Origin of the sequence: Blastopirellula sediminis (assembly GCF_020966755.1) — a bacterium.
Taxonomy (GTDB): domain Bacteria; phylum Planctomycetota; class Planctomycetia; order Pirellulales; family Pirellulaceae; genus Blastopirellula; species Blastopirellula sediminis.
In genome coordinates this window covers 643,272-663,564 of record NZ_JAJKFT010000010.1, presented here as the reverse complement: position 1 = coordinate 663,564, position 20,293 = coordinate 643,272, and the positions used below count along the sequence as shown (strand labels likewise).

Below are 20,293 nucleotides of genomic sequence, written 5' to 3'. Positions count from 1 at the left end.
CCATTTAATGGGGCGAACGTTACAGAAATTTTCCCTTGCGCGCAAAGAAATGGGCGTCGCATGGCGACGCCCATGGTCAGATTTCGTAACAGATCTCGCTTCGGCTTTAATTGCCGAACAGGTTGATTCCGCCGCCGCCGCCACCTGGCAGCACCGAGGAACCGTCGGTCGAGTACAAATCCCACAGGTTGTCTTGGGGGCTGACCGCGACCATGAACGTGCCGCCGTCCAGAACTTTGCGTTCTTCCCCTTTCCCATCCCCGCGATCAAAGCGGACTTCGAGCGGGTACTTGCTGTTGTGGGTCTTCGTGCCGTAAGGCTCGATGACGGCCGGGACGTTGTTGACGACGTAGTTGAACTCGTTCGGGTTCTCCGAGTTGTCGATCGTGACGTCGTACTTCTTGGTGAAGAGAGCCCAACCGCTGTCGCTGGGGGTGAACTCGTAGGTTCCATCGGTCAGCGTGTACTTCGCTTCGCCGTACGTGTCGCCACGATCGAAGCGGACGACCCACTTCCCTTCGCCCAGCGATTGGATGTGGCCTGCTTTCATGGTGTACTCGTACTTGTCGTTGATCACGTACGAGATTTCGGCTTCGTTGTCGGCGCCATTTCGCAGGACGACGCCGCTGGTCGGAATCGTCGCGTCCGATTCAGGAACCGGCTCCGAGTAAGCGACCGGCAAACCCATCGCTTCGGCCAGTGACGAGGTGCCGACGTTCAGATCTCCTTGGCCGCCGGTACCGACCATGACCGAACCGTTGCCGAGGTTAATGACCGTCCCCTGGGGAAGATTCGGGTTGTGGATCACGGTGACGGTGCCGCCGCCGAGTCCGCCCATGCCGGGGTTGGGAGTCGCGCCGGCGAGCAAATCTTGCACTTCGGCCGTCTTTTTCATGTCATCCAGGTTGGCGAGGTAGTCGTCGCGCTGCGCTCCCGGCGGGAAAATGTTCTTCGTCTTATCAACGAAGCGGTCGATATCGCGGGGACGCAACTTGCCATCCTGGTTTTGCTGACGCAGATCGTTCAGATCGTTTTGCAGATTGATCTTGTTCGCCAGGTCGGCCGCCGCCCCAGGATTCGGCGGCATCGCGTTAGCGTTATAAAGGATCTGGACCGTCGCCGCATCGCCGCGATTTTTCGCGTCCAAGATCTGCTGCTGGACCGTTGGATCGGCAATGCCGGCGTTCCCCAATTGCGTAACGAGATCGGTGTCGCTGGGGGGAAGTTGTCCGGCCAACTGATCTTCGATGTCGTCCAACTTCTCGTCTTGTTGGTCTTTCAACTTCTCGTTGGCGCGATCGATGTCCTGGCTGGTCAGCGACAGGAACTTCGACGTATTCATTACGTTATTTTTCTTAGCGGCGACTTTTTTTACCGGCGCCGGGTTCTTCTTCGGCGCTACGTTTTTCGGCGTCGCGGGCGCCGGAGTCGGAGTTGGGGTCGGATAGTATTGCGGCTGTGGGTAATACTGGGGGCGCGGACGGTTGTATTCCGGGCGCCAGTTGTTGTTATTGTTGCCCTGATTGCCGGCTTTGATTCCTTCGTTGAGCGCGCCGAAGATGCCCTTCACGATCTCGGTTTCGAGATTTGAGTTGTTGTTGCTCGGTGGATAATTCCCTTCGCCTCGATAGCGATTGGACGAAGAGCCGCCAAATAACCCGCCGCTTTGCGACGACCCGCCGAACGGGAATTGTGCGAATAAAGACGACGTTCCGAGGAACGCCAACGACAACGCGAGACTGGTTGCGATAAATCGATGAGATCGCATCATCATCCTCCTTGCCCTGGAAGGCAGATTCATGCCGAAGAGATTCGTGGGTGCAAATATCTGCTAACGTCAATCTATGACTCCAAATTTGGGGAGTCAATCAGCGGCGGAGAAGTTCAAATTCCCTTGCACGCAAAGTAAGAGACGTCTGTAAGGGGGTGTGATCCGGCTGGTTTCGTCCTTCGGCTGCAAACGGAACTGTGCTCTCTTTCCTAGCTTCACAGGCCGTGCTGGCGATTGCTGCGATTCGAAGGCGCTTGAACCGGAAAGGGGCCCCTTGGTACCTAATGGTGAAAACGGAAAAGAGAGCGACAAGCGGACGCAAATTCTTTTGAAAAATCTGCGCGTGCGTTCCCGCAGCGCTAGAAATCGAGCGGTAGAAGAGGATGGGCGGCGGATTGACGCTTGCCGGTAGAGGCTTAGAGCGTCTTCAGGTATTCCACCAGATCACGCGTTTCCTGCTCGGTCAGCTTTTCGCCGGCGATATCCTGGGGAGCGTGATGCTCGGTCAGCAGTTCTTCCAGCGTCCTGGCTCGGCCGTGATGCAGCAGGCGAACCTTGGAATAGACCCCCAACAGCGACGGCGTGTTGTAGCCGTCATAGTAGTCGCGCTTTTGGTTGGTGCCGACATCATGGGATTGCCCGTCGGTCAGATGCTCGCCCGAGTGACAACTGCCGCAGGCCGCTTTGTCGCTGAAGAAGATCGCTTTGCCGCGGGCGACAGCGGCGGAGTTCGCCTGGTCGCGAGCAAACGGATTGGCAGGCGGTTTCAACTGATCGAAATAGGCGATCAGCGCGTCGAATTCGTCCTCAGGCAGTTTCTTCCCCTGCATCGTTTCGGTAAATGACGTCTGCATGGCGCTGCGGAGATCTTCCTGCCAACCATGCCACGTCCAGGGAAACGTCTTGCTGACGTTCCAAAGGACCGGCGCCGTCTTGTAGGTGCCGACCGTCCGATCGTTGCGGGTGTCGAAGATCTCAGCGTTGCTGCCGCCGTCGTAATGACAGCTATGGCAGCTGTACCAGCGGTCGAAGCTTTTGTCGCCGTCGTAGAAGAGGGCTTCGCCCTGACGTGCGAGCGAAATCTCGACCGGCGGGCCAAGCGGAATCATCCGTTTCACGGTGCGGCTGGCGAGATCAATTTCCTGTACCGCATCGAGCAGGTAGTTCGCCACGTAGACGCTTTGCCCGTCGGGGGTGATCTCCAGTCCCATCGGTCGTCCGCCGACTGGAATCCGGGCAAAGCGAGCAGGATCGTCGAGCAACTCTTGATCGATATGTTCGGTCGAGCCGACGGTGTACATCTTCAGGTCATTCAAACGGAGCACGAGCAGTTCGTGCGTGCCGCTCGCCGAAATGACGACGTGCGACTCGTCTGGAGTCAGATCGAGACCAAACGCATCGGAGACCGCGTTTCCTTCGGTGTCGAGCGAGAGAACTTCGTCCAGCTTGTCTGCGGTCAGATCAACGCGTCCCAAGCGATTGCCGAGGACCCAGCCGCGACGGATGTTGCCGGGAGACGGGATGTTCTCGCCATAGTGGAGCCACGGGAAGTAGACCTGCGTTCCATCGGCGGACGTTTTCATATGGCCGACATTCATCCCTTTGATCCGCGTCGCATAAAGGGTGGAGTTGCCGACGGTCTCCATCACGGCGACGCTGCCGTCGCCGGAGAGTCCCACGGCCAGACGCGAATCATCCGGCGTCAGAGCGAGATAGCGGGGAAGCTTGCCGGGAAACGAATGCTCAATTAAACGGTTTTGCACCAGGTCGACGACCGCGACCGCATGTCCGCTGGGCAGGGCGACGAAGGCCCGGGTTCCATCTTTCATGACGGCGACCCCGTGCGGGTCGAAACCGACGTCGATCGCGGCGATCTTATTCAGCTTTCCGTCGGCGACTGCAACTTTGACCAGTTGACCGGCGTCGGTGGCGCTGACGAGCGCCGTTTTGCCGTCAGGACAAATCAGCACGTAGCTGGGGCGCGGACCGACCGGGATCTCATCGAGGACACGCGCGCTCGCCAGATCGACCAGCGACAGCGTGCCGGAGGTCTGATTGGCGACCAGCATCCAATCACCTTGCGGCGAAAGGGCGATGTCGACCGGCGAACGGTAGTCGGAAAGGGTTTGACCGCTAGCAACACTGCCTGTCAGCAGGAGTAGCAACATGCAGATCAGGGATTGTCGAACCATAGGGGAATTCGCGGAGGAATCAGGCGGGAACCACAGCCTTATCGTAACAGTTTGACGCGCCAGACGCATGCGCTGATTTTCGCCCCCCTTCTGGCTGGCAGTTTGGATCGGATGCGGTAATTCGTAACGGTCAGTCGAAGCGTTGCGCTTTTGCGGCTAATTCGTCTGGAGCGGAACGAAATGAAAATTCCTACCGATCGCGTCGAAACAGAAATCAGGACGAATCTTGATGGGGCGGTCATCCCAGGATGACTGGAGTCAAGAGACGGGCGCCGAGGGAAACGTCTCGTCCGCATCGTCGACCAGGGAGAGGTCGACAGACCGAGAGCGATGATAGACGCCCCTCACGAACGATCAAATGCAAAGGAGTGCAAAATGCGACGAACGATGAACGCGACTGCGTGGGCCCTGCTGGGTTGCGTCGCGCTATGCTCGCCGGCTCAAGCCGGAATGGGCGACGTCGAACTCATCCAAGAGCGTTACCCCAACGCCTCGATCAAGATCGAACGGGAAGTGACGCAGGATGACGAAGGGAATTTCGTAAATCACGGCTATTGGAAGCATCTGGACGAAAGCGGAACGATGCTCGCCGAGGGCCAATATGTGCAGAACAAGCGGGACGGCGTCTGGTCGCGATGGTATCGCGGCGGCGAGTCGAACATTTTTCGGACGGCGCCGTTCAACCAGTTCAAGCCTCCATTCGTCTCGACTGCGAGCTTCAAGGAAGGGGAACTGCACGGCGTGTGGGGCATCCATGACGCCAATCAGCGAATCATCATGGAAGTGAGCTTCGTCGACGGCGAACGTCACGGACCGGCAAACTTCTACAACGTCGACGGCACGAAGCTGCAGGAAGCGAACTATGTAAACGGTTTGCTCGACGGCGAAGTGCTGGAATACGCTCGGGGCGCTAAGCAGCCGAGCCGTTCGATGTACATCAAAGGCCGAAAACTGGCCGCGAAAGTCGATCAGGAGAAGGGCGGCCGCAAGAAGAGCGAAGGGGTTTACCTTCACGCTCCGCAGATCGCCAAGTCCCAAGACAGCTGGTGGGACGCCCAACTGGCCGTCTATGAACCGCAAGGCAAAGACGAACGTCACGGCAAGTGGATCACCTATTACTCCAACGGTCAGATTCAGGTCGAAGGGGAATATGAATTCGACGTGCCGGTCGGCCGGTTCATCTGGTGGTACCCGAACGGTCAGAAAGCGATCCAAGGCTCGTACGTTTCCGGCAAAGAAGATGGTCGCTGGCTCTGGTGGCACGAAAACGGTCTGAAGAAGACCGACGGCGCCTTCAAAGACGGCGTTCAGGTCGGACATTGGATGAGCTGGAATCCGGACGGCCGCGTCGCGAGCTCGCAAGATTATCCGGGCGCCGCCGCTGACGAAGGAATCACGAGCATCGACGAACCCCCGATGATCGTCATCACCGACGAAGATGGGGAGCCGATGGTCGAAGAGATGGAAGAACAAGACGGCGTCGCTACCAGCGAGCCGAAGCAAGTTGAACTCGAAGCGAAGGAATTGGACGAACCGTCGTTGCTTCATCCGCAAGAAGCGTCGTTGCCGATCCTGAATCCGCTGCCCCGACGCTAGTCGACGGCTGGATCGGCCACGCGGCGATTCCGCAATGCCTTTGAATTCATAAATCCCTCGTTCGCACGCCATGCCGAACGAGGGATTTTTTTGCGCGCCGCTATTCGTTCGTCAGCTCGGCGTTGGTTTGGGCGCGACAGACGCGCAGCATGTTTTGGCCAAGAATCTTGCGGATCTCTTCCTCTTTGTAGCCTCGTTGAACCAGGCCGACCGTTACCAGCGGCCAATTGGTCCAGCCCAAACTTGCCGATCGGGGCCAGTGTCCTCCCAGGGCGCCATCCGGCCAGAGCGCCTCGTAGCGTCGTCGGTAGTGCGGCTGTTTCGGAATCGCTTGATTCGCTTTGCCGGCGTGCTGCGACGAGTGGGCGACGTCGGTACCGATAGCGACATGGTCGACGCCGAAACGCTTCACCGCGTAGTCGATATGATCGAGCAGCGCCGCAATGTCGCCGCTGCCGCCCAGAAACGTCGGAATCCAACAGATCCCGATCAGGCCGCCGGTATCGCAGATCGCCTTGATCACTTCGTCCGGTTTGGCGCGGATGTGGTCTCGCAGGCCGGCGCATACCGTGTGGCTGGCGACCATTGGCTTTTGCGACGTTTGAGCCGCTTCGAGACTCGTTTTCCAGCCGCTGTGGGCGACGTCGACGATCACGCCGACCCGATTCATCTCGGCGATCGCGGCGCGACCGAAATCGCTGAGCCCGCCGTTGGCCGTTTCCGCACAACCGTCCCCCAACAGATTTCGCCGGTTGTAGGTAACGTGCATCATCCGTACGCCCAACTGGTAGAAGAGGCGAACGTAGCCTAGCTCCTCTTCAACGCTGATCCAGGTCGCCGGCAGCGGGACGCCGTTGCCGGTCAGATAAAGACAATGCTGGCCGGCGCGCTGGGCCGTTTCGATGTCGGCCGGAACGGTCGCTCGCATCAGCACGCCGCGCATGCGATCGGTCAGATAGGTAAAGCGGGCGAGTCGCTTCATCAGCCGCAGTGGGTCCTGCCCTTCCTCGCCGGCGTTTTGAAAGATCGCGGTTACGCCGCTGCATTGCATCGCTTCGACGAACTCAGCATGTTCGGCGGGATCGACCGTCGCCTGGGTCATGCTCAGATCTTCGCGTAAGTCTTGCATTTCGACGTCGGAGGCGCCGGCTTCGATGGCGGCGGTCATGCGGGGCGCATCGAGCGCCGCGCGCGGAGCGAAACCATAAGCATCGAACACGAGCGATTGCCGGTGGAGCGTCAAGCCAGCTTCCAACTCGGCCGGCGTCGGTTTAAGGACCTCCAGGCCGCTTTCCCGCGCACGTACGATCACCGGGTTTTGCGAAAGAAGGAGCGGATCGCGCGCGGCCGAGTTTTGCGCTGCGAAAAGAGGTCGGACTCCTGCGACCGCCGCTGAGGCGACGGCCAGCGAGAGAAACTTACGACGAGAGCAGGAAGGGGTTCGACGGTCGGTCGTCATCGCGTCTGCCAAACTGGAGGAGGTGGGATTTTGAGCCGAAGAATCGGCGGCCGGATGGGGAACCCGACTTTCCGTATGATAGTCGATTCGCCGCCGAGTTCTAACGGAAAGCCTGGCAAGAAACGACGCAGGGCGCCGCAAAGGGCGCCCTGGTCTCGTTTTCAGCGATCGAAACGGAAGCTACGACTTCTTCACGTTTCCTTCTTTGTCGAACTGGACGACGGTGCCGTCATCTTCATACTTCTTCCGAAGTTCGTTCAGTTCGGCTTTCAGCTCGTTCTTGATTTCCGCGTACTCCGAATCGTCGTAGACGCTCATCAGTTCGTGCGGATCGTTTTCCAGGTCGAACAGTTCCCATTCGTCCGTGTTGTAGAAATGGATCAGCTTGTAGCGCGCGTTGCGGACGCCGTAATGCGGCGCGACGCGATGCGGCTGCGGATACTCGTAGTAGTGGTAGTAGACCGATTTTCGCCAATCGGGAATCTCCTTCCCTTCCAACATCGGCAGGAAGCTGCGTCCCTGCATTTCAGCCGGAATCGGCAAGCCGGCGGCGTCGAGGAAGGTTTCGGCGAAGTCGAGATTCATCACCAGCGCGTCATTGGTCGTGCCGGCTTTGATCTTCTTCGGCCAGCGAACCATCAGCGGCGTGCGGAACGACTCTTCGTACATCCAGCGTTTGTCGTACCAGCCATGTTCGCCGAGGTAGAAGCTCTGGTCCGAGGTGTAGACGACGATCGTGTTTTCGGCCAAGCCTGACTCGTCGAGGTAATCGAGGACGCGACCGACGTTGTCGTCGACCGAAGCGACGCAGCGGAGATAGTCCTTGATATAACGCTGGTACTTCCAGCGAACCAGGTCGTCGCCGGTCAGCTTGGCCGCTTCAAACTCTTTGTTCTTCGGTTCGTAAGCGGCGTTCCAGGTCGCCAGTTGTTCCTTCGTCAGGTTGCGCGGCGGGGTCAGCTTCAGATCGTCAGGCGACAAGTGACGCGCGATCGTCATCTCTTGCTCTCCGGCCGGCGAAGCGCGGTTTTCGTAGTCGTCGAACAACGTTTCTGGTTCCGGAATCGTCTCGCCGTCGTACATGTTCAGGTACTTGGGACCAGGCTGCCAATTGCGATGCGGCGCCTTATGCTGATAGACCAGTAGGAACGGCTTGTTCGGATCGCGGGTCTCTTTCAGCCAGGTGAGGGCCAGGTCGGTGATGATGTCGGTCGTGTAGCCGGTGTAATCATGAACGCCGTTGCTCGACAGCATCTTCGGGTTGTAGTAGGGACCCTGTCCTTGCAGCACTTCCCAATAGTCGAAGCCGGTTGGATCGCTGACCAGGTGCCACTTTCCGACGACGGCCGTTTGATAGCCCGCCTTCTGCAGCAATTTCGGATAGGTCAGTTGCTTGCCGTTGAAGCGGCTGCGGTTGTCGATGAAACCATTCAAATGGCTGTACTTGCCGGTCAGGATCACCGCGCGGCAGGGACCGCAGATCGAATTGGTGACCATGCAGTTGTCGAAACGCATCCCTTCGTTGGCGATGCGATCGAGATTGGGCGTTTTGTTGATCTTGCTGCCGTAACAGCTTAGGGCGTTGTAGGCGTGATCGTCCGACATGATGAACAGAATGTTCGGCTTGTCGGCGGCCGCGGCGACGCCGGAGAACAGCAGTGCGGCTAGCAGGGCAAATGCGGGGGGAATGCGCTTCATGGGATGCTCATTATCGGCGAGGATTCAAGAAGTTGGGGCGAACCATCGCTCGATAGTCTAGCTCAAGCCGAACCTCTTTGCGAATTTACCCGTTTTCGGGCGGGATATTTGTTCTACATATCACGAGATATCAACTGGAAATTGCCGGGCGGCGCAGTAGACTGGAATCGCCCTGAATCCTTCTTCCCTTCCATCCTGGATTGCGGTCTTTCATGCCACTCCATCGCATTCTCGCCGCCGCCGGTCTGCTCGTTTTGTGCCTGGTTTCGAGCGCCGCGGCGCAGTTTGAAGACGAATTCGCCTCCGGTTTGATCGCCGACTACGTTTCGGCCGACGGATCGAAGTGTCGTCGGATCGATTCGCAGATTGCGTTTCATTACGGCGCCGCGTCCCCCGATCCCCGTCTGACGGGAGACAAGTTCTCCGTCCATTGGGATGGGCTGCTGCTGTCGAAGACGCCAGGGCCGTACACGCTGTACGTCTACGCCCAAGGAAAGGTCCGTATTCAGATCGAAGACGAGGTGGTCCTCGACGCCGAAGCGAAGACCCCTTCGTGGCTAACTGCCAAGCCGATCGACCTGAAGTTCGATTGGCATCCGTTTCAAGTCGACTTCACTAAGACCTCGCCCAACGCGCAGATCGCGATCTACTGGACTGGTCCGGACTTTGGTCTCGAGCCGATCACGCCGGAGTGGTACTTCCACGAAATCGACGACACGTTCGAGCAACCGTTTAACGTTGGCCGCGATCTGGTCCGCGCGCATCGCTGCGCCGCTTGCCATGGGGGAGATCGCACGACCGAACTTCCAGCGCCGGCGCTCAATCGCGTCGCCGGCAATTTGTCGCAGCCGTGGATCGTGGAACGTCTGACGACGGCGACGAGCGAAGGAGATTCGTCGACGCGCAAGATGCCCCACTACAACCTGCGTATGGACGACGCTGAAGCGATCGCCGCCTATCTGATCGCCGAATCGGAAGGGGTGGGCGAAAAGAGCAAGCCCGACAAGAAGGGAAACGTTGGTACCGGGAAACGAATGTTTGAGTCGCTCGGTTGTTTGGCCTGTCATCGCGTCGGCGAACTAGGGGCGGCAGGTCCTTTCAGCGGCGGCGACTTGAGCGACATCGCGGCAAAGCGTCCCCCCCATTTCTTCGCCAAGTGGCTCGAAAACCCGGCCGCACTGAACGCCGATCACCGGATGCCGGTCTATCAGATCGACGGCGAATCACGTAATCATCTGGCCGCTTACCTGGCGACCCTAACGTCCTCGGGAAAACTCGCCTCGACGCCGCAGCAGAAGCAAAGCGAACTGAAAATCAAGCAAGGGCGCGAGCTGATCCTCGCGAATCGCTGCGACGCATGTCACCGCTTGCCGGGCGATTTAAAGGATGGCAAACGCAAAGCGCTTCCGGCCCTGACCGGCGGCAGTCTGTGGCGCGAAGCTTGTCTGGCGGCGCCTGAAGCGGAAAAACATCCAGGCTACGCCTTCGGAGGCGAAGAGCAAGAGGCGATCAAAGCCTATTTGCGTGAGAAGGCGCCGGTTCGGCAGGTCGCCGCGAAAGACGTTACCGGCGCCCAGATCGTGCGTGAACGGAACTGTTTGTCGTGTCATGCCCGCGGCATCGGCAAGGGGCTGGCGCCGATCGCAACGCAAGCCGCGACTGGCGATTCGGCATTGAACGCCGTGCTGCCGACGTTGTTGCCGCCGTCGCTCAACAGCGTCGGCGACAAACTGCATGACGCGGCCCTGATCGACATTATTCTCCGCAAAGACCCGGTCCATCGTCCTTGGCTGAAAGTGCAGATGCCGCGGTTCCGCTTGAGCGATGACGAGCTGACGGCGGTGAAGGACTATCTGGTTGAACAAGATCGAATTCCGGAGCATCCGCTGGTCGGTCGGCCGTCGGAAGTTGATCCGGCGGCGCTGGCTGTCGCCGGCCAGCGGTTGGTCGGGGGCGAAGGTTTCAACTGCACCAGTTGCCATCAAGTCGGCGATTGGATTCCGTCCGATGCGCCGCTGAACGCCAAGGGGCCGACATTGTCGATGCTGGGCAACCGAATCCGCCGCGATTGGTTCGATCGCTGGGTGCGGAAGCCGGCCCGGATTGTGCCGCAGATGGAAATGCCGAGCGTCACTGTTCCGGTCAGCGGCGTGCTGCATGACGAGATCGACGATCAGCTGGCCGCCGTCTGGCAAGTGCTCAATACGCCGGGCTTCCAGCCGCCCAAGCCGAACCCGGTTCGCATCGCGCGGCGGAGCGGCATCGCGGCCGACAATCAAACCGCGCTGATCCTGACCGACGTCCTCCGCGACGTCGATCACAAGAAGCAATTCATCAAGCCGCTGCTGGTCGGCTTGCCGAATCGTCACAACGTGCTGTTCGATCTCGAGACGGGACGGCTGGCGAATTGGACGCTGGGAGATGCGGCGTACGAACGAAGCGAAGGAAAAACCTGGTTCTGGGAACTGGGGGGCGCTGAGCTATTGACGGAACTCGACGATTCGCCCGAACTGGCGCTGGTTGGACCGGATGGCAAAACGCTGGTGCCACAGCGGACCGGGCAGTTCATCACCAGTTTCGACCGTTGGCGGCGCAACAGCGACGGCGGAATCACGGCCGACTATCGGCTGAAGTTCGGCAAGGACGATGCGCAGACGATCGTGGTGCAGCAGACGGTCACGCCGATCTGGGATGAGCAAGGGAAACATGGCTTCGTCCGCAGCTTCCAGGTAAAGGGCATGCCGGAAGGGTACCAGTTGGCGATGCGGCTGGTCGATTCGAAACAGGCGCCAACCGCCGAGATCAGCGGCGACTCGCTAACGCTGGCGAAGAAGCAACTGATCATTTCGGTCGGCGGCGACGCGAAGCTCCTCTCGTCCGGTATCGTGCAGATCACTCCGCAGAAGAGCGAAGCGAATTTCTCCGCTCGTTATCTCTCGGGCCTACCGGCCGATCGTTATTTGCCTCGCCCGCAAAATGAGCCGGCGATCGCGGAAGCGGCCGAGCTTTCGATCACGCCGGGTTGGTCGGCTGAGCGTTTGCCGCTGACGGTCGAGCTGATGCCGACGGCGATTGCGTGGAGCCCCAATGGCGACATGGTGGTCGCTTCGCTGAAGGGAAGGATCTGGCTGGTCCGTGATGCGGATGGTGATGGAAAACGGGAGACGCTGATTCCGCTTGATGTCGAACTGGCGGCGCCGTTTGGCCTGGCCGCATATGACGGCTATCTCGACGTCACCAACAAGTATGCGCTGCTTCGCATCTTTTATGACAACGCTGGCGGAGTCAGCCGCGTCGAAACGTTGGTCGACGGTTGGGGACATACCACCGACTATCACGACTGGACGATGGGGCTGCCGCGCGACGCCGACGGCAACTACTACATCGCCACCGCTTGTCAGCAAGATGGTCGCTCGGAAGTCGCCGCCAAGTGGCGTGGCGTGGTGATGAAATTGATCCCGCGCGAGCCGACTGCCGATGACCCGAGTTATTTCACGATCGAGCAATTGACGGCCGGGCATCGCTTCCCGATCGGCATCGCTCGGAACAAGGAAGGGGAACTGTTCGTTACGGACAACCAGGGGAACTACAACCCGTTCAACGAATTGAACCACATCATCCCCGGCAAGCGTTACGGGTTCATCAACAAGATTGATCGAAAGCCGGGCTTTGCGCCGGAAGAGACCCCGCCGGCGATCGCGATTCCGCATCCCTGGACGCGCAGCGTCAACGGCATTTGCTTCCTCGAATCGCCGCCGAACGTGCCGAACGCCTTCGGGCCGTTTGAAGGGGATCTGATTGGCTGCGAGTATGACACGCGGCGGTTGGTCCGGATGAGTCTGGATCATGTCGACGGCGTGATCCAAGGCGCGATCTATCCGTTCACCTACGACCCCGGCGACGAGGTGAAGAACGCGCTGCTGGGACCGGTCGTCTGCGCGGTGTCGCCGAGCGGCGAACTGGTGATCGGCAACATGCGCGACGGCGGTTGGGGGGGCGGCGCCAACGTCGGCTCGCTCGTCACGATGCTGCCGCTGCAGCAGGAAATGCCGAGCGGCGTCGATGAAGTTTGCGCCACGAGCGACGGCTTTCTCGTTCGCTTCACGCAGCCGATCGACGCCCCAAAAGGCGCCGACAAGTCGAACTATACGCTTAACTCTTATCGCCGAGAATCGACCCCGGCCTACGGCGGCGACGATATCGACTCGCGACCGGAGATCATTGACGCGATTGAAGTCAGCGCCGACAAGAAGGAAGTTCGCCTAAGGTTGCCGGAACTACGAGCTGGGTTCGTCTATGAACTGCACATTGATCCGTCGGTCGCCGGCGAAGGAAAGAAGCTGTTCCCGGCCGAAGCGCACTACACGTTAGGCGTGATTCCGAAGAAGTAGATTTGCTTGGGCGCCATGGCCACGATCTTACGTGGCCATGAATGCGGTCGGCAATTCAATCTTCCGTAGGCTGGGTCGAGACCCAGCGCAGTACGCAACGTTCGCAAGTGCTGGGTCTCGACCCAGCCTACAAGTATTTGCGAAGCGCGCTCGCGTCAAAGCTCGAATTTGATCAATCCTTGGCGACCGGCCGGAATCAAGACATAGTCCTTGCCGATATAGGCGAGGTCCGGATTGCCGCGCAGCTTGAACTGGCGAATCAGCTTTGGCTTCTGCGGATCTCTAATGTCGACAAGTGTGACGTCTCCGTCGATCCGATTGCAGGCAACCAGGACGTCGCCGCGAACGGTCGGCTTGCCGTAAAAATTGGGGCCCCCTTGAATTCGATAGATGGGAAGGTCGAAGTCGTACTCACCTTCTTTGAGCGGCTGGTAGAGCGAATATCCACCGCCGCGGGTTAACAGGGCGTAATTTCCGGAGGAAGCGTAGCCGCCCCGTTGCATGTCTGGTAACAGGCCGATTGGATCGGGCAGATTCGTCGGTTTGTCACCGCTCAAGTCGGACATGAACGTACGACCGCCGCACCAGGTCCCGCAGAGGACGTTGTCGGCGATGAAGCCGTTGCAGAGTTGGCGGTAATAGACGAGCCCGCCCCAACCAAGTTCCTTCTTCGCCAGACGGATGTCGCTCGGGTTCGAGACGTCAAGAATCTCGTAACCTCCTCCGCCGGCATGGACGACGGCGAACTTGCCATTGGGGGCGACGCGAACCTGTCGGATCGATTGATTGGTTTGATACGCGCCTGCCTTCTCGAGGACGGCGCCGTTGACGTTGTAGCAGACCAGGCCTTCCGAGCCTTGGGCGGCGAATAATTTGTCGCCGAGCAACTGGACGTCCATGGCGAAGCCGGTAGTTGGGTATTTTTTCTGGAGCTCCAATTGTTCGTTAAGCACCGCGATGCCATCGGATCCGCAGGCAGCGTAGATGTATCCGTCGCTCTCGACGGCCGCGTAAACCTGCCCGCCTGGGCGATAGACGGCGAGATTCTTGAGGTCAAAGGAGGCCAGTTGTTCGGGGGCGTAGAAGTCGCCGCTGGCGGTTAGACTTGCGTCGTCGTTCGCGTCGACCGGCGCCTTGGCGAAATCGCTCTTCAGCAGATGCAAATCGGAAAAGAGCCCGGTGAAATACAAGTAACCGTCGACCGCTTCCAATCCGCAAACCGGACTGTAGCAAACTTTTTCCGGGTCGAACGGTAAAGCCTTGGGACGCGTGCCGGAGGGATCCTCCATCTTCAGTTTTTGAAAACCCTTCTCGCCCGGAGCAAGGGGAATGCGAATCTGGGCCAGTTCTTTCGGCTGCCGGGGATTGGAAACGTCGAAGATGAAAACGCCATTGTGCGTGTGGTACAGATAGGCGTAGGGAAAGGAGAGTTTAACCCGCCAGGTATCCGGATAACTGTAATAGTATCGCCATGCGAACTGCACGCGCGACAACGGTTTCGGCTCGGCAGGATTGGAGACGTCGAACAAGTCCATTCCGTTACCGGCGCCGTAGCGTGGATCCTCCAGCGAAAGTTTCGCTCCCGGCTGATGATGTCCGTAGGCTGCGTAGAGAACTCCGTTTTCGACGCACAGACCGTCGCCGCGACCGTTCAGCTTGACTTCGGCGACCTGCTTCGGGTCGGCCGGGTTACGAACGTCGCAAATCGCCACGCGACATTCCGCCCAGGCGCCAGCGTACAGGTAGCCATCGGAAACGACGCACGACTGCGCTTCGCCTACTCGCACTGAGGAAACGTGACGCAGTTGCTGCGGATTCGAGATATCGATGATTTCTACGCCGAACCAGCGTTGGGCGACAAACGCGAAATGCCCCTCGATAGCGATGCCGGTCGCGAATTCAATCGTGTCGTAGTGAGACAATATTTTCGGGGCGGCATGATTGGAAACGTCAACGACAAACAGACCGTCTTCTCGCGCCGTGATATAGGCGACATCGTCCTGGACGACAATTTGCCGAAGGTTCCCGATGTTCTTCAGTTCTCCGACCACGACGGGGCGAGCCGGATCCTTGATCGAAAGGATCGCCAGGTTTTTTTGCTGAAGCACGAAGAGATGCTCGCCATCGCGATACACATCCATCCCGGGGCCAATGCCTGCCGCGGCTGTCGGCTGAAGTTCGTTCTCAAATTGAACGGTAACCGTATTCAGCGGTTCGGCGGCGCTGACGGCGGAAACGCACAACATGGCGGCGCAGATGATCGCGAGTTTTATCTTCATCGAATCGATCCTGGGCGGGGTGGGAATTGGCCTGATGCGAAGCGGATGGAATGCGGTTGCAAGCAACTAACATGCTAGCCCGATGCGCAAGCCGAGGGAAAGCATCGTAGTGCGTCGTAAGTTCTTCTATTTCGATTCCGGATGCAGAAGCCAAGCGACTTCTCTTGAAGTTTGGGGCCACTTTCCCTCGGCTTGCGCCTCGGGCTAGTATTGCATCGCGATCACACATTCTGATTACGTCGCGGCGGCGAGCGCCATCAGCCGTTCGTGATACGGTCCATCTTCCATCAGGTCGAGGCTCCACGCCAGACGGCGCCGGTCTTCTCCGCGGGGGAGGCTTTCGAGCGCCTCGAAGACGCGGTTGATTTGCTCGTCGGTCACTTCGCTGGTCAGCGGTTGTCCGAGTCCCATGATCACTTTGGCGCGTTGTAGGTCGGCGAACTTGTTGGGATCGTCCTGCATCGCGGCGAAGATCGTCGAGACGGCGGCTTGCGACTGGGCGACTTCGTTCCAGCGCTGCGCGGCGGCCGCTTTCAGCAAATAGTTGTATTGGTAGACGGCGAGCGACATCGGGCCCGAGGTGACGCCGACCCGTTGTCGTCCTTCGATGTCGTACTTCGGCCCGTCTTGCAGCGCTTGCGCGAGATGCGGGTCCCAGCCTTGCACGATCTTCAGCCGCGTCAGCTGTGGGCTGTCGAGATACTGCTGCGTGCTGGCGGCGTAGTCCGCTTCGGTCACCTTGGCGGCGACGATCCGATCTCCGCCGGGCTTGTAGAGAAGTTGTTCGGTCGCGGCAGCAGTGAGCGGAACGCCGCTGACGTCAGAGATGGAGTAAACGCCGATCGCGCGACCGGCGTCGGCCGCTTGTTTCAGCAGCGGCGCCATGTTCTCAACGACGTCGTGGTCCGAGGCGCCGGACGGCAAGTTCGTCCCGGGGCGAATGAAGACGACTGGGATCTCTTGTTCGACCAGAATGTCGAGCAGCCGCGCGTTCGCCTCTTCGCCATCCTCGGGACGCAGCAGCGCCATCTTCACCATCGGGCCGACCTTCGCGTTGCCGGCGGCGGCAAACCACTCGGCCAATTCGTCGACGGTTCGCAGATGTCCTTGTCCGGTTGAAGCGGCGAGCAGCACCGCGCCGGCGCCGGCATGCGACAAGTTTTCGAGATAGGCGACTAGACGCTCCGGATCGAGTTGGCGGCGGGGCAAATCGCCGCGGGTTGGATCGAAACAAGCGACGGTCGCCGCCGGATAGGCGCCGATCGGGTTGGCGATCAATGAGTCGATAAATTTGGTCGTCATGGCGTCAGCTCTTGCGGCGAAAAAAACAACGGCGCCGCTCAACTCTACGCGCTCTTTCCCCTTCCTACAAGCGTTTCCGGGTGCATCCCCCCCTGCTCCGCGACTTTCGTTGACAATTTGACTAAGATAGCGGAACCCTTCGGTCCCACCATGCTGCGGAGTCTCGCATGTTTTCACGCCTGTCTGTCCTGCCGCTCGTCGTTACGCTCCTGTTCGCCTCGTCGCTTTGGGGGGCGGAAAAACAACCCAATGTCCTGCTGATCGCGGTCGACGATCTGCGGACCGAGCTTGGCTGTTATGGGCTGCCGTACGTCGAGAGTCCCCACTTGGACAAGTTGGCGGCGGAAGGGATGTTGTTCCGCAATCACTATGTGCAAGTGCCGACCTGCGGCGCGTCGCGGTTCTCTTTGCTGACGGGACGAAGTCCAGCGAAGACTAGCGCTTTGGCGAACACCGCCTTCTACGCCGGTAAGAACAAACTGTCGCCAGAACAATTGCCTGGCGCGCAAACGATGCCTGAGCTGTTCCGCCGCAGCGGTTATCACACCGTTTGCATCGGGAAGATCTCGCACACCGCCGATGGAAAAGTGTTTGAGTACAACGGCAAGGGAGATGGTCGCGACGAGTTGCCTGGGGCTTGGGATGAACTCGCCACGCCGTATGGACCTTGGAAGCGCGGCTGGGGCGTCTTCTTTGGTTATGAAGGGGGAAGCCATCGCGAAGATGGAACGGGCCGCAAAGACTTGATGGAGTTCACCGCGACGCGCGACGAAGATCTGCCGGACGGAATGCTGGCCAATGCGGCGATCAAATCGCTGGGCGAGTTGAAAGCGCGGAAAGAGCCGTTCTTCCTCGGCGTTGGATTCATCAAGCCGCATCTGCCGTTCGTTGCGACGAAGCAAGACTGGGAAGCGATCAGCAAGTTGGACGTCGCTCCGCCGACGGCGCCAGAGAAGCCGAAGTCGGCGTTTTGGCACAATAGCGGAGAGTTCTACAAGTATGACGCTCCTTACGAAAAATCGAATCCGCTAGCGACCGCAGATGCGCTGACCGCCAAGCGAGCCTATCTCGCGTGCGTCCGCTACGTCGATCGTCAGATCGGCAAAGTGCTGGACGAACTTGATCGATTGGATCTGGCGGAAGATACGATTGTGATCGTCTGGGGCGATCATGGTTGGCATTTAGGCGAGTCGGCGATTTGGGGGAAGCATGCGCCGTATGAGCGAACGCTCAACAGTACGCTCATCTTGCGCGTTCCCGGCGTCACCAAGCCGGGCGTTGTTAGCGACGCCTTGGTCGATTCGATCGATCTCTATCCGACGCTGGTTGACCTTTGCCATCCGAGCTTCACGCAGACGGCGCATTCGCTCGACGGCGTCAGCTTGCGGCCGATCCTGAGCGGCCAGGCCGATCAGGTGCATGACGTTTCGCTAAGCTATTGGGGCGGAGCGACTTCGATCCGTTCGCCGACGCATCGTTTGATCATGAAGCAAGGGAAAGGAAAGGAGCCGATTACCGAATTGTACGACGTGCAAAAGTCGGCCGACCCAACCGAGAACCTGGCTGCCAGCGAGCCTGACTTGGTCGCGGCGCTGCTGGCGAAAAAAGCGGCTCGGGAAAAATCTGAAAAACCGTAGCGGGGGATCTCTCGTCTAGCTGGTTGAACCAAGACAACCTCTGCCCGCGTCTGATTCTGGCGTCGGTGCAGCTCCAGCTATTCCAGGGAGAATCCGATGCGAGTTTCGAAGTTTGTATTGCTGCTGGCTCTCGCGGCCCTCTGCGGATGCCGCCAACCGACCGCGGACAACAATTCCGGGCCGCAACCGCAGGATGACGCGGTAGCCGTCACGAGCGGCGCGGTCGCGGGGAAGACGGACGAAGCGATCACCGAGCTAGAGATGGCGGAATTCGAGCCGATGTCCGTTTCCGATATGAAATCGGAAGCGAAGAAGAACGCCTATGCGGCGACCCCGGCCTCGTCTGTCGCTTCGGGGCCGGAGGGAGGCGTCGTGCATTGGCGAATGCCTCGCGAGATGTCGGCGGGCGCACCGGGTATGCAACCAGCCGCGGAAGAAGCGCCCTTAGCGGCGATCGTGAACAATCCTGTTCCGGTTCCAGGCCAAGGGGAAGGTCCAGGGATGAGCGGCGACAAGTTCGCCCATGTCGAAGTCAATCCGTTCCGCGCCGTCGCGGACGAGCCGCTTTCGACCTTCTCGATCGACGTCGATACCGCGAGCTACTCGAAGATTCGCTCTTACCTGGTCGACTACAACCAACTGCCGCCGCAAGGGGCGGTTCGCGTGGAAGAGTTGATCAACTACTTCACGTACAACTATCAGGCTCCCACGGACCAGCATCCTTTCGCGGCGAATACGGAAGTGGCCGCATGCCCTTGGAACCCCGATCATCGATTGGTGCGGATCGGCATCAAGGGAAAAGAGATCGACAACGCCAATCGCCCCGCGAGCAACCTGGTCTTTCTGCTCGACGTTTCGGGCTCGATGGATGATCCCCGTAAACTGCCGCTGCTAAAGCAAGGGATGAAGCTGCTGGTCGATCAGCTGGGCGAAAATGACAAAGTTGCGATCGTCGTCTACGCCGGCGCCGCTGGGATGGTGCTCAACAGCACCAACGGCGACGACAAGTCGACCATCATGGAAGCGCTCGATCGTCTGCAAGCCGGCGGTTCGACCAACGGCGGTCAGGGGATCGCGCTCGCCTATCAAACGGCGATGGAGAACTTCATCAAAGGAGGCGTCAATCGCGTCATCCTTTGCACGGACGGCGACTTCAACGTCGGCGTCACCAGCACCAGCGACCTGGTCACCATGGCGGCCGAAAAAGCGAAGTCGGGCGTCTTCCTCAGCGTGATGGGCTTCGGCATCGGCAACCACAATGACTCGATGATGGAAGAGCTGTCGGGCAAAGCGAACGGCAACTACGCGTTTATCGACACGATGCAGGAAGCGAAAAAGGTGCTGGTCGAACAGATGAGCGGCACGCTGACGACGATCGCCAAGGATGTGAAGATCCAAATCGAATTCAACCCGAACAAGGTCTCGGCCTATCGCCTGGTCGGGTACGAAAACCGCGTGCTCGCCAACGAGGACTTCAATGACGACAAGAAGGACGCCGGCGAAATTGGCGCCGGTCACTGCGTCACCGCCTTCTACGAAATCGTTCCCGCCTCAGTCGAGTCGCCGGTCTCGACCGCCAAGGTCGACGATTTGAAGTATCAGTCGACTCGCGAAAAGACCGAAGCGGCCGATAGCGACGAACTGCTGACGCTGAAGATTCGCTACAAGCAGCCGGACGAAGACGAAAGCACGCTGATGTCGGTCGCCGTGAAAGATTCGGGACATCGCTTTGGCGAAGCGACCGGCGACTTCCAATTCGCCACCGGCGTAGCGATGTTCGGCATGCTGTTGCGAGGGGACGAACAGGACGCCAAAGTGAATCTGGACGAGATCACCGAGCTGGTCAGCAACAACGTTGGCGACGACAGCTATCGGGGCGAGTTCCTGAAGCTGGTCCAAGCGACGAAAACGCTGAAGAAATAAGCAAGCCTTCCGTTATAACGGGGTGAGAGGACGGGCGACGGTTGC

General features: G+C 59.3%; 10 protein-coding genes. 4 read left to right on the top strand and 6 right to left on the bottom strand.

Going from position 1 to position 20,293, the window contains the following annotated elements; translation table 11 throughout:
• Positions 1–106 precede the first annotated feature (106 nt).
• Positions 107–1,768 carry a hypothetical protein gene (locus tag LOC68_RS14275; protein ID WP_230219890.1) on the bottom strand — a complete coding sequence of 554 codons (1,662 nt, stop codon included), beginning with the start codon at positions 1,766–1,768 and terminating at the stop codon, positions 107–109.
• Positions 1,769–2,187: 419 nt separating this feature from the next.
• Positions 2,188–3,963, bottom strand: a complete 1,776-nt coding sequence (locus tag LOC68_RS14270; protein WP_230219888.1) for a cytochrome c peroxidase — start codon at positions 3,961–3,963, stop codon at positions 2,188–2,190.
• A 375-nt stretch (positions 3,964–4,338) separates the two neighbouring features.
• On the opposite strand from LOC68_RS14270, the gene LOC68_RS14265 reads away from it, so the two are divergent.
• Positions 4,339–5,559: a toxin-antitoxin system YwqK family antitoxin gene (locus tag LOC68_RS14265; RefSeq protein ID WP_230219886.1), complete on the top strand. Its 1,221-nt coding sequence runs from the start codon at positions 4,339–4,341 to the stop codon at positions 5,557–5,559.
• A gap of 100 nt (positions 5,560–5,659) precedes the next feature.
• On the opposite strand, the gene LOC68_RS14260 is transcribed toward LOC68_RS14265, so the two are convergent.
• Together LOC68_RS14260 and LOC68_RS14255 are read right to left on the bottom strand one after the other, a co-directional pair.
• Positions 5,660–7,018, bottom strand: a complete 1,359-nt coding sequence (locus tag LOC68_RS14260; protein ID WP_230219884.1) for a dipeptidase — start codon at positions 7,016–7,018, stop codon at positions 5,660–5,662.
• A 180-nt stretch (positions 7,019–7,198) separates the two neighbouring features.
• Complete coding sequence (locus tag LOC68_RS14255; protein WP_230219882.1) at positions 7,199–8,716, bottom strand: sulfatase family protein; 1,518 nt, start codon at positions 8,714–8,716, stop codon at positions 7,199–7,201.
• Positions 8,717–8,928: 212 nt separating this feature from the next.
• Here LOC68_RS14255 and LOC68_RS14250 point away from each other — a divergent pair, with 212 nt between their 5' ends.
• Complete coding sequence (locus tag LOC68_RS14250; protein WP_230219880.1) at positions 8,929–13,107, top strand: c-type cytochrome; 4,179 nt, start codon at positions 8,929–8,931, stop codon at positions 13,105–13,107.
• A 155-nt stretch (positions 13,108–13,262) separates the two neighbouring features.
• On the opposite strand, the gene LOC68_RS14245 is transcribed toward LOC68_RS14250, so the two are convergent.
• Both LOC68_RS14245 and LOC68_RS14240 read right to left on the bottom strand, forming a co-directional pair.
• Positions 13,263–15,386, bottom strand: a complete 2,124-nt coding sequence (locus LOC68_RS14245) for a hypothetical protein (RefSeq protein ID WP_230219878.1) — start codon at positions 15,384–15,386, stop codon at positions 13,263–13,265.
• A gap of 234 nt (positions 15,387–15,620) precedes the next feature.
• Positions 15,621–16,688 (bottom strand): hypothetical protein, encoded by a 1,068-nt coding sequence (locus LOC68_RS14240; protein WP_230219876.1) that lies wholly within the window; start codon positions 16,686–16,688, stop codon positions 15,621–15,623.
• 167 nt (positions 16,689–16,855) lie between these two features.
• Between LOC68_RS14240 and LOC68_RS14235 the strand changes: the two genes are divergently transcribed.
• Both LOC68_RS14235 and LOC68_RS14230 read left to right on the top strand, forming a co-directional pair.
• Positions 16,856–18,325 carry a sulfatase gene (locus LOC68_RS14235; protein ID WP_230219869.1) on the top strand — a complete coding sequence of 490 codons (1,470 nt, stop codon included), beginning with the start codon at positions 16,856–16,858 and terminating at the stop codon, positions 18,323–18,325.
• A 96-nt stretch (positions 18,326–18,421) separates the two neighbouring features.
• Positions 18,422–20,248, top strand: a complete 1,827-nt coding sequence (locus LOC68_RS14230) for a vWA domain-containing protein (protein ID WP_230219867.1) — start codon at positions 18,422–18,424, stop codon at positions 20,246–20,248.
• The last annotated feature ends 45 nt before the right edge of the window (positions 20,249–20,293 follow it).

Coding starts and splice junctions, on each gene's coding strand:
- LOC68_RS14275 (WP_230219890.1), bottom strand. CDS start 1,768: ATGCGATCTCATCGATTTATCGCAACCAGTCTCGCGTTGTCGTTGGCG.
- LOC68_RS14270 (WP_230219888.1), bottom strand. CDS start 3,963: ATGGTTCGACAATCCCTGATCTGCATGTTGCTACTCCTGCTGACAGGC.
- LOC68_RS14265 (WP_230219886.1), top strand. CDS start 4,339: ATGCGACGAACGATGAACGCGACTGCGTGGGCCCTGCTGGGTTGCGTC.
- LOC68_RS14260 (WP_230219884.1), bottom strand. CDS start 7,018: ATGACGACCGACCGTCGAACCCCTTCCTGCTCTCGTCGTAAGTTTCTC.
- LOC68_RS14255 (WP_230219882.1), bottom strand. CDS start 8,716: ATGAAGCGCATTCCCCCCGCATTTGCCCTGCTAGCCGCACTGCTGTTC.
- LOC68_RS14250 (WP_230219880.1), top strand. CDS start 8,929: ATGCCACTCCATCGCATTCTCGCCGCCGCCGGTCTGCTCGTTTTGTGC.
- LOC68_RS14245 (WP_230219878.1), bottom strand. CDS start 15,386: ATGAAGATAAAACTCGCGATCATCTGCGCCGCCATGTTGTGCGTTTCC.
- LOC68_RS14240 (WP_230219876.1), bottom strand. CDS start 16,688: ATGACGACCAAATTTATCGACTCATTGATCGCCAACCCGATCGGCGCC.
- LOC68_RS14235 (WP_230219869.1), top strand. CDS start 16,856: ATGTTTTCACGCCTGTCTGTCCTGCCGCTCGTCGTTACGCTCCTGTTC.
- LOC68_RS14230 (WP_230219867.1), top strand. CDS start 18,422: ATGCGAGTTTCGAAGTTTGTATTGCTGCTGGCTCTCGCGGCCCTCTGC.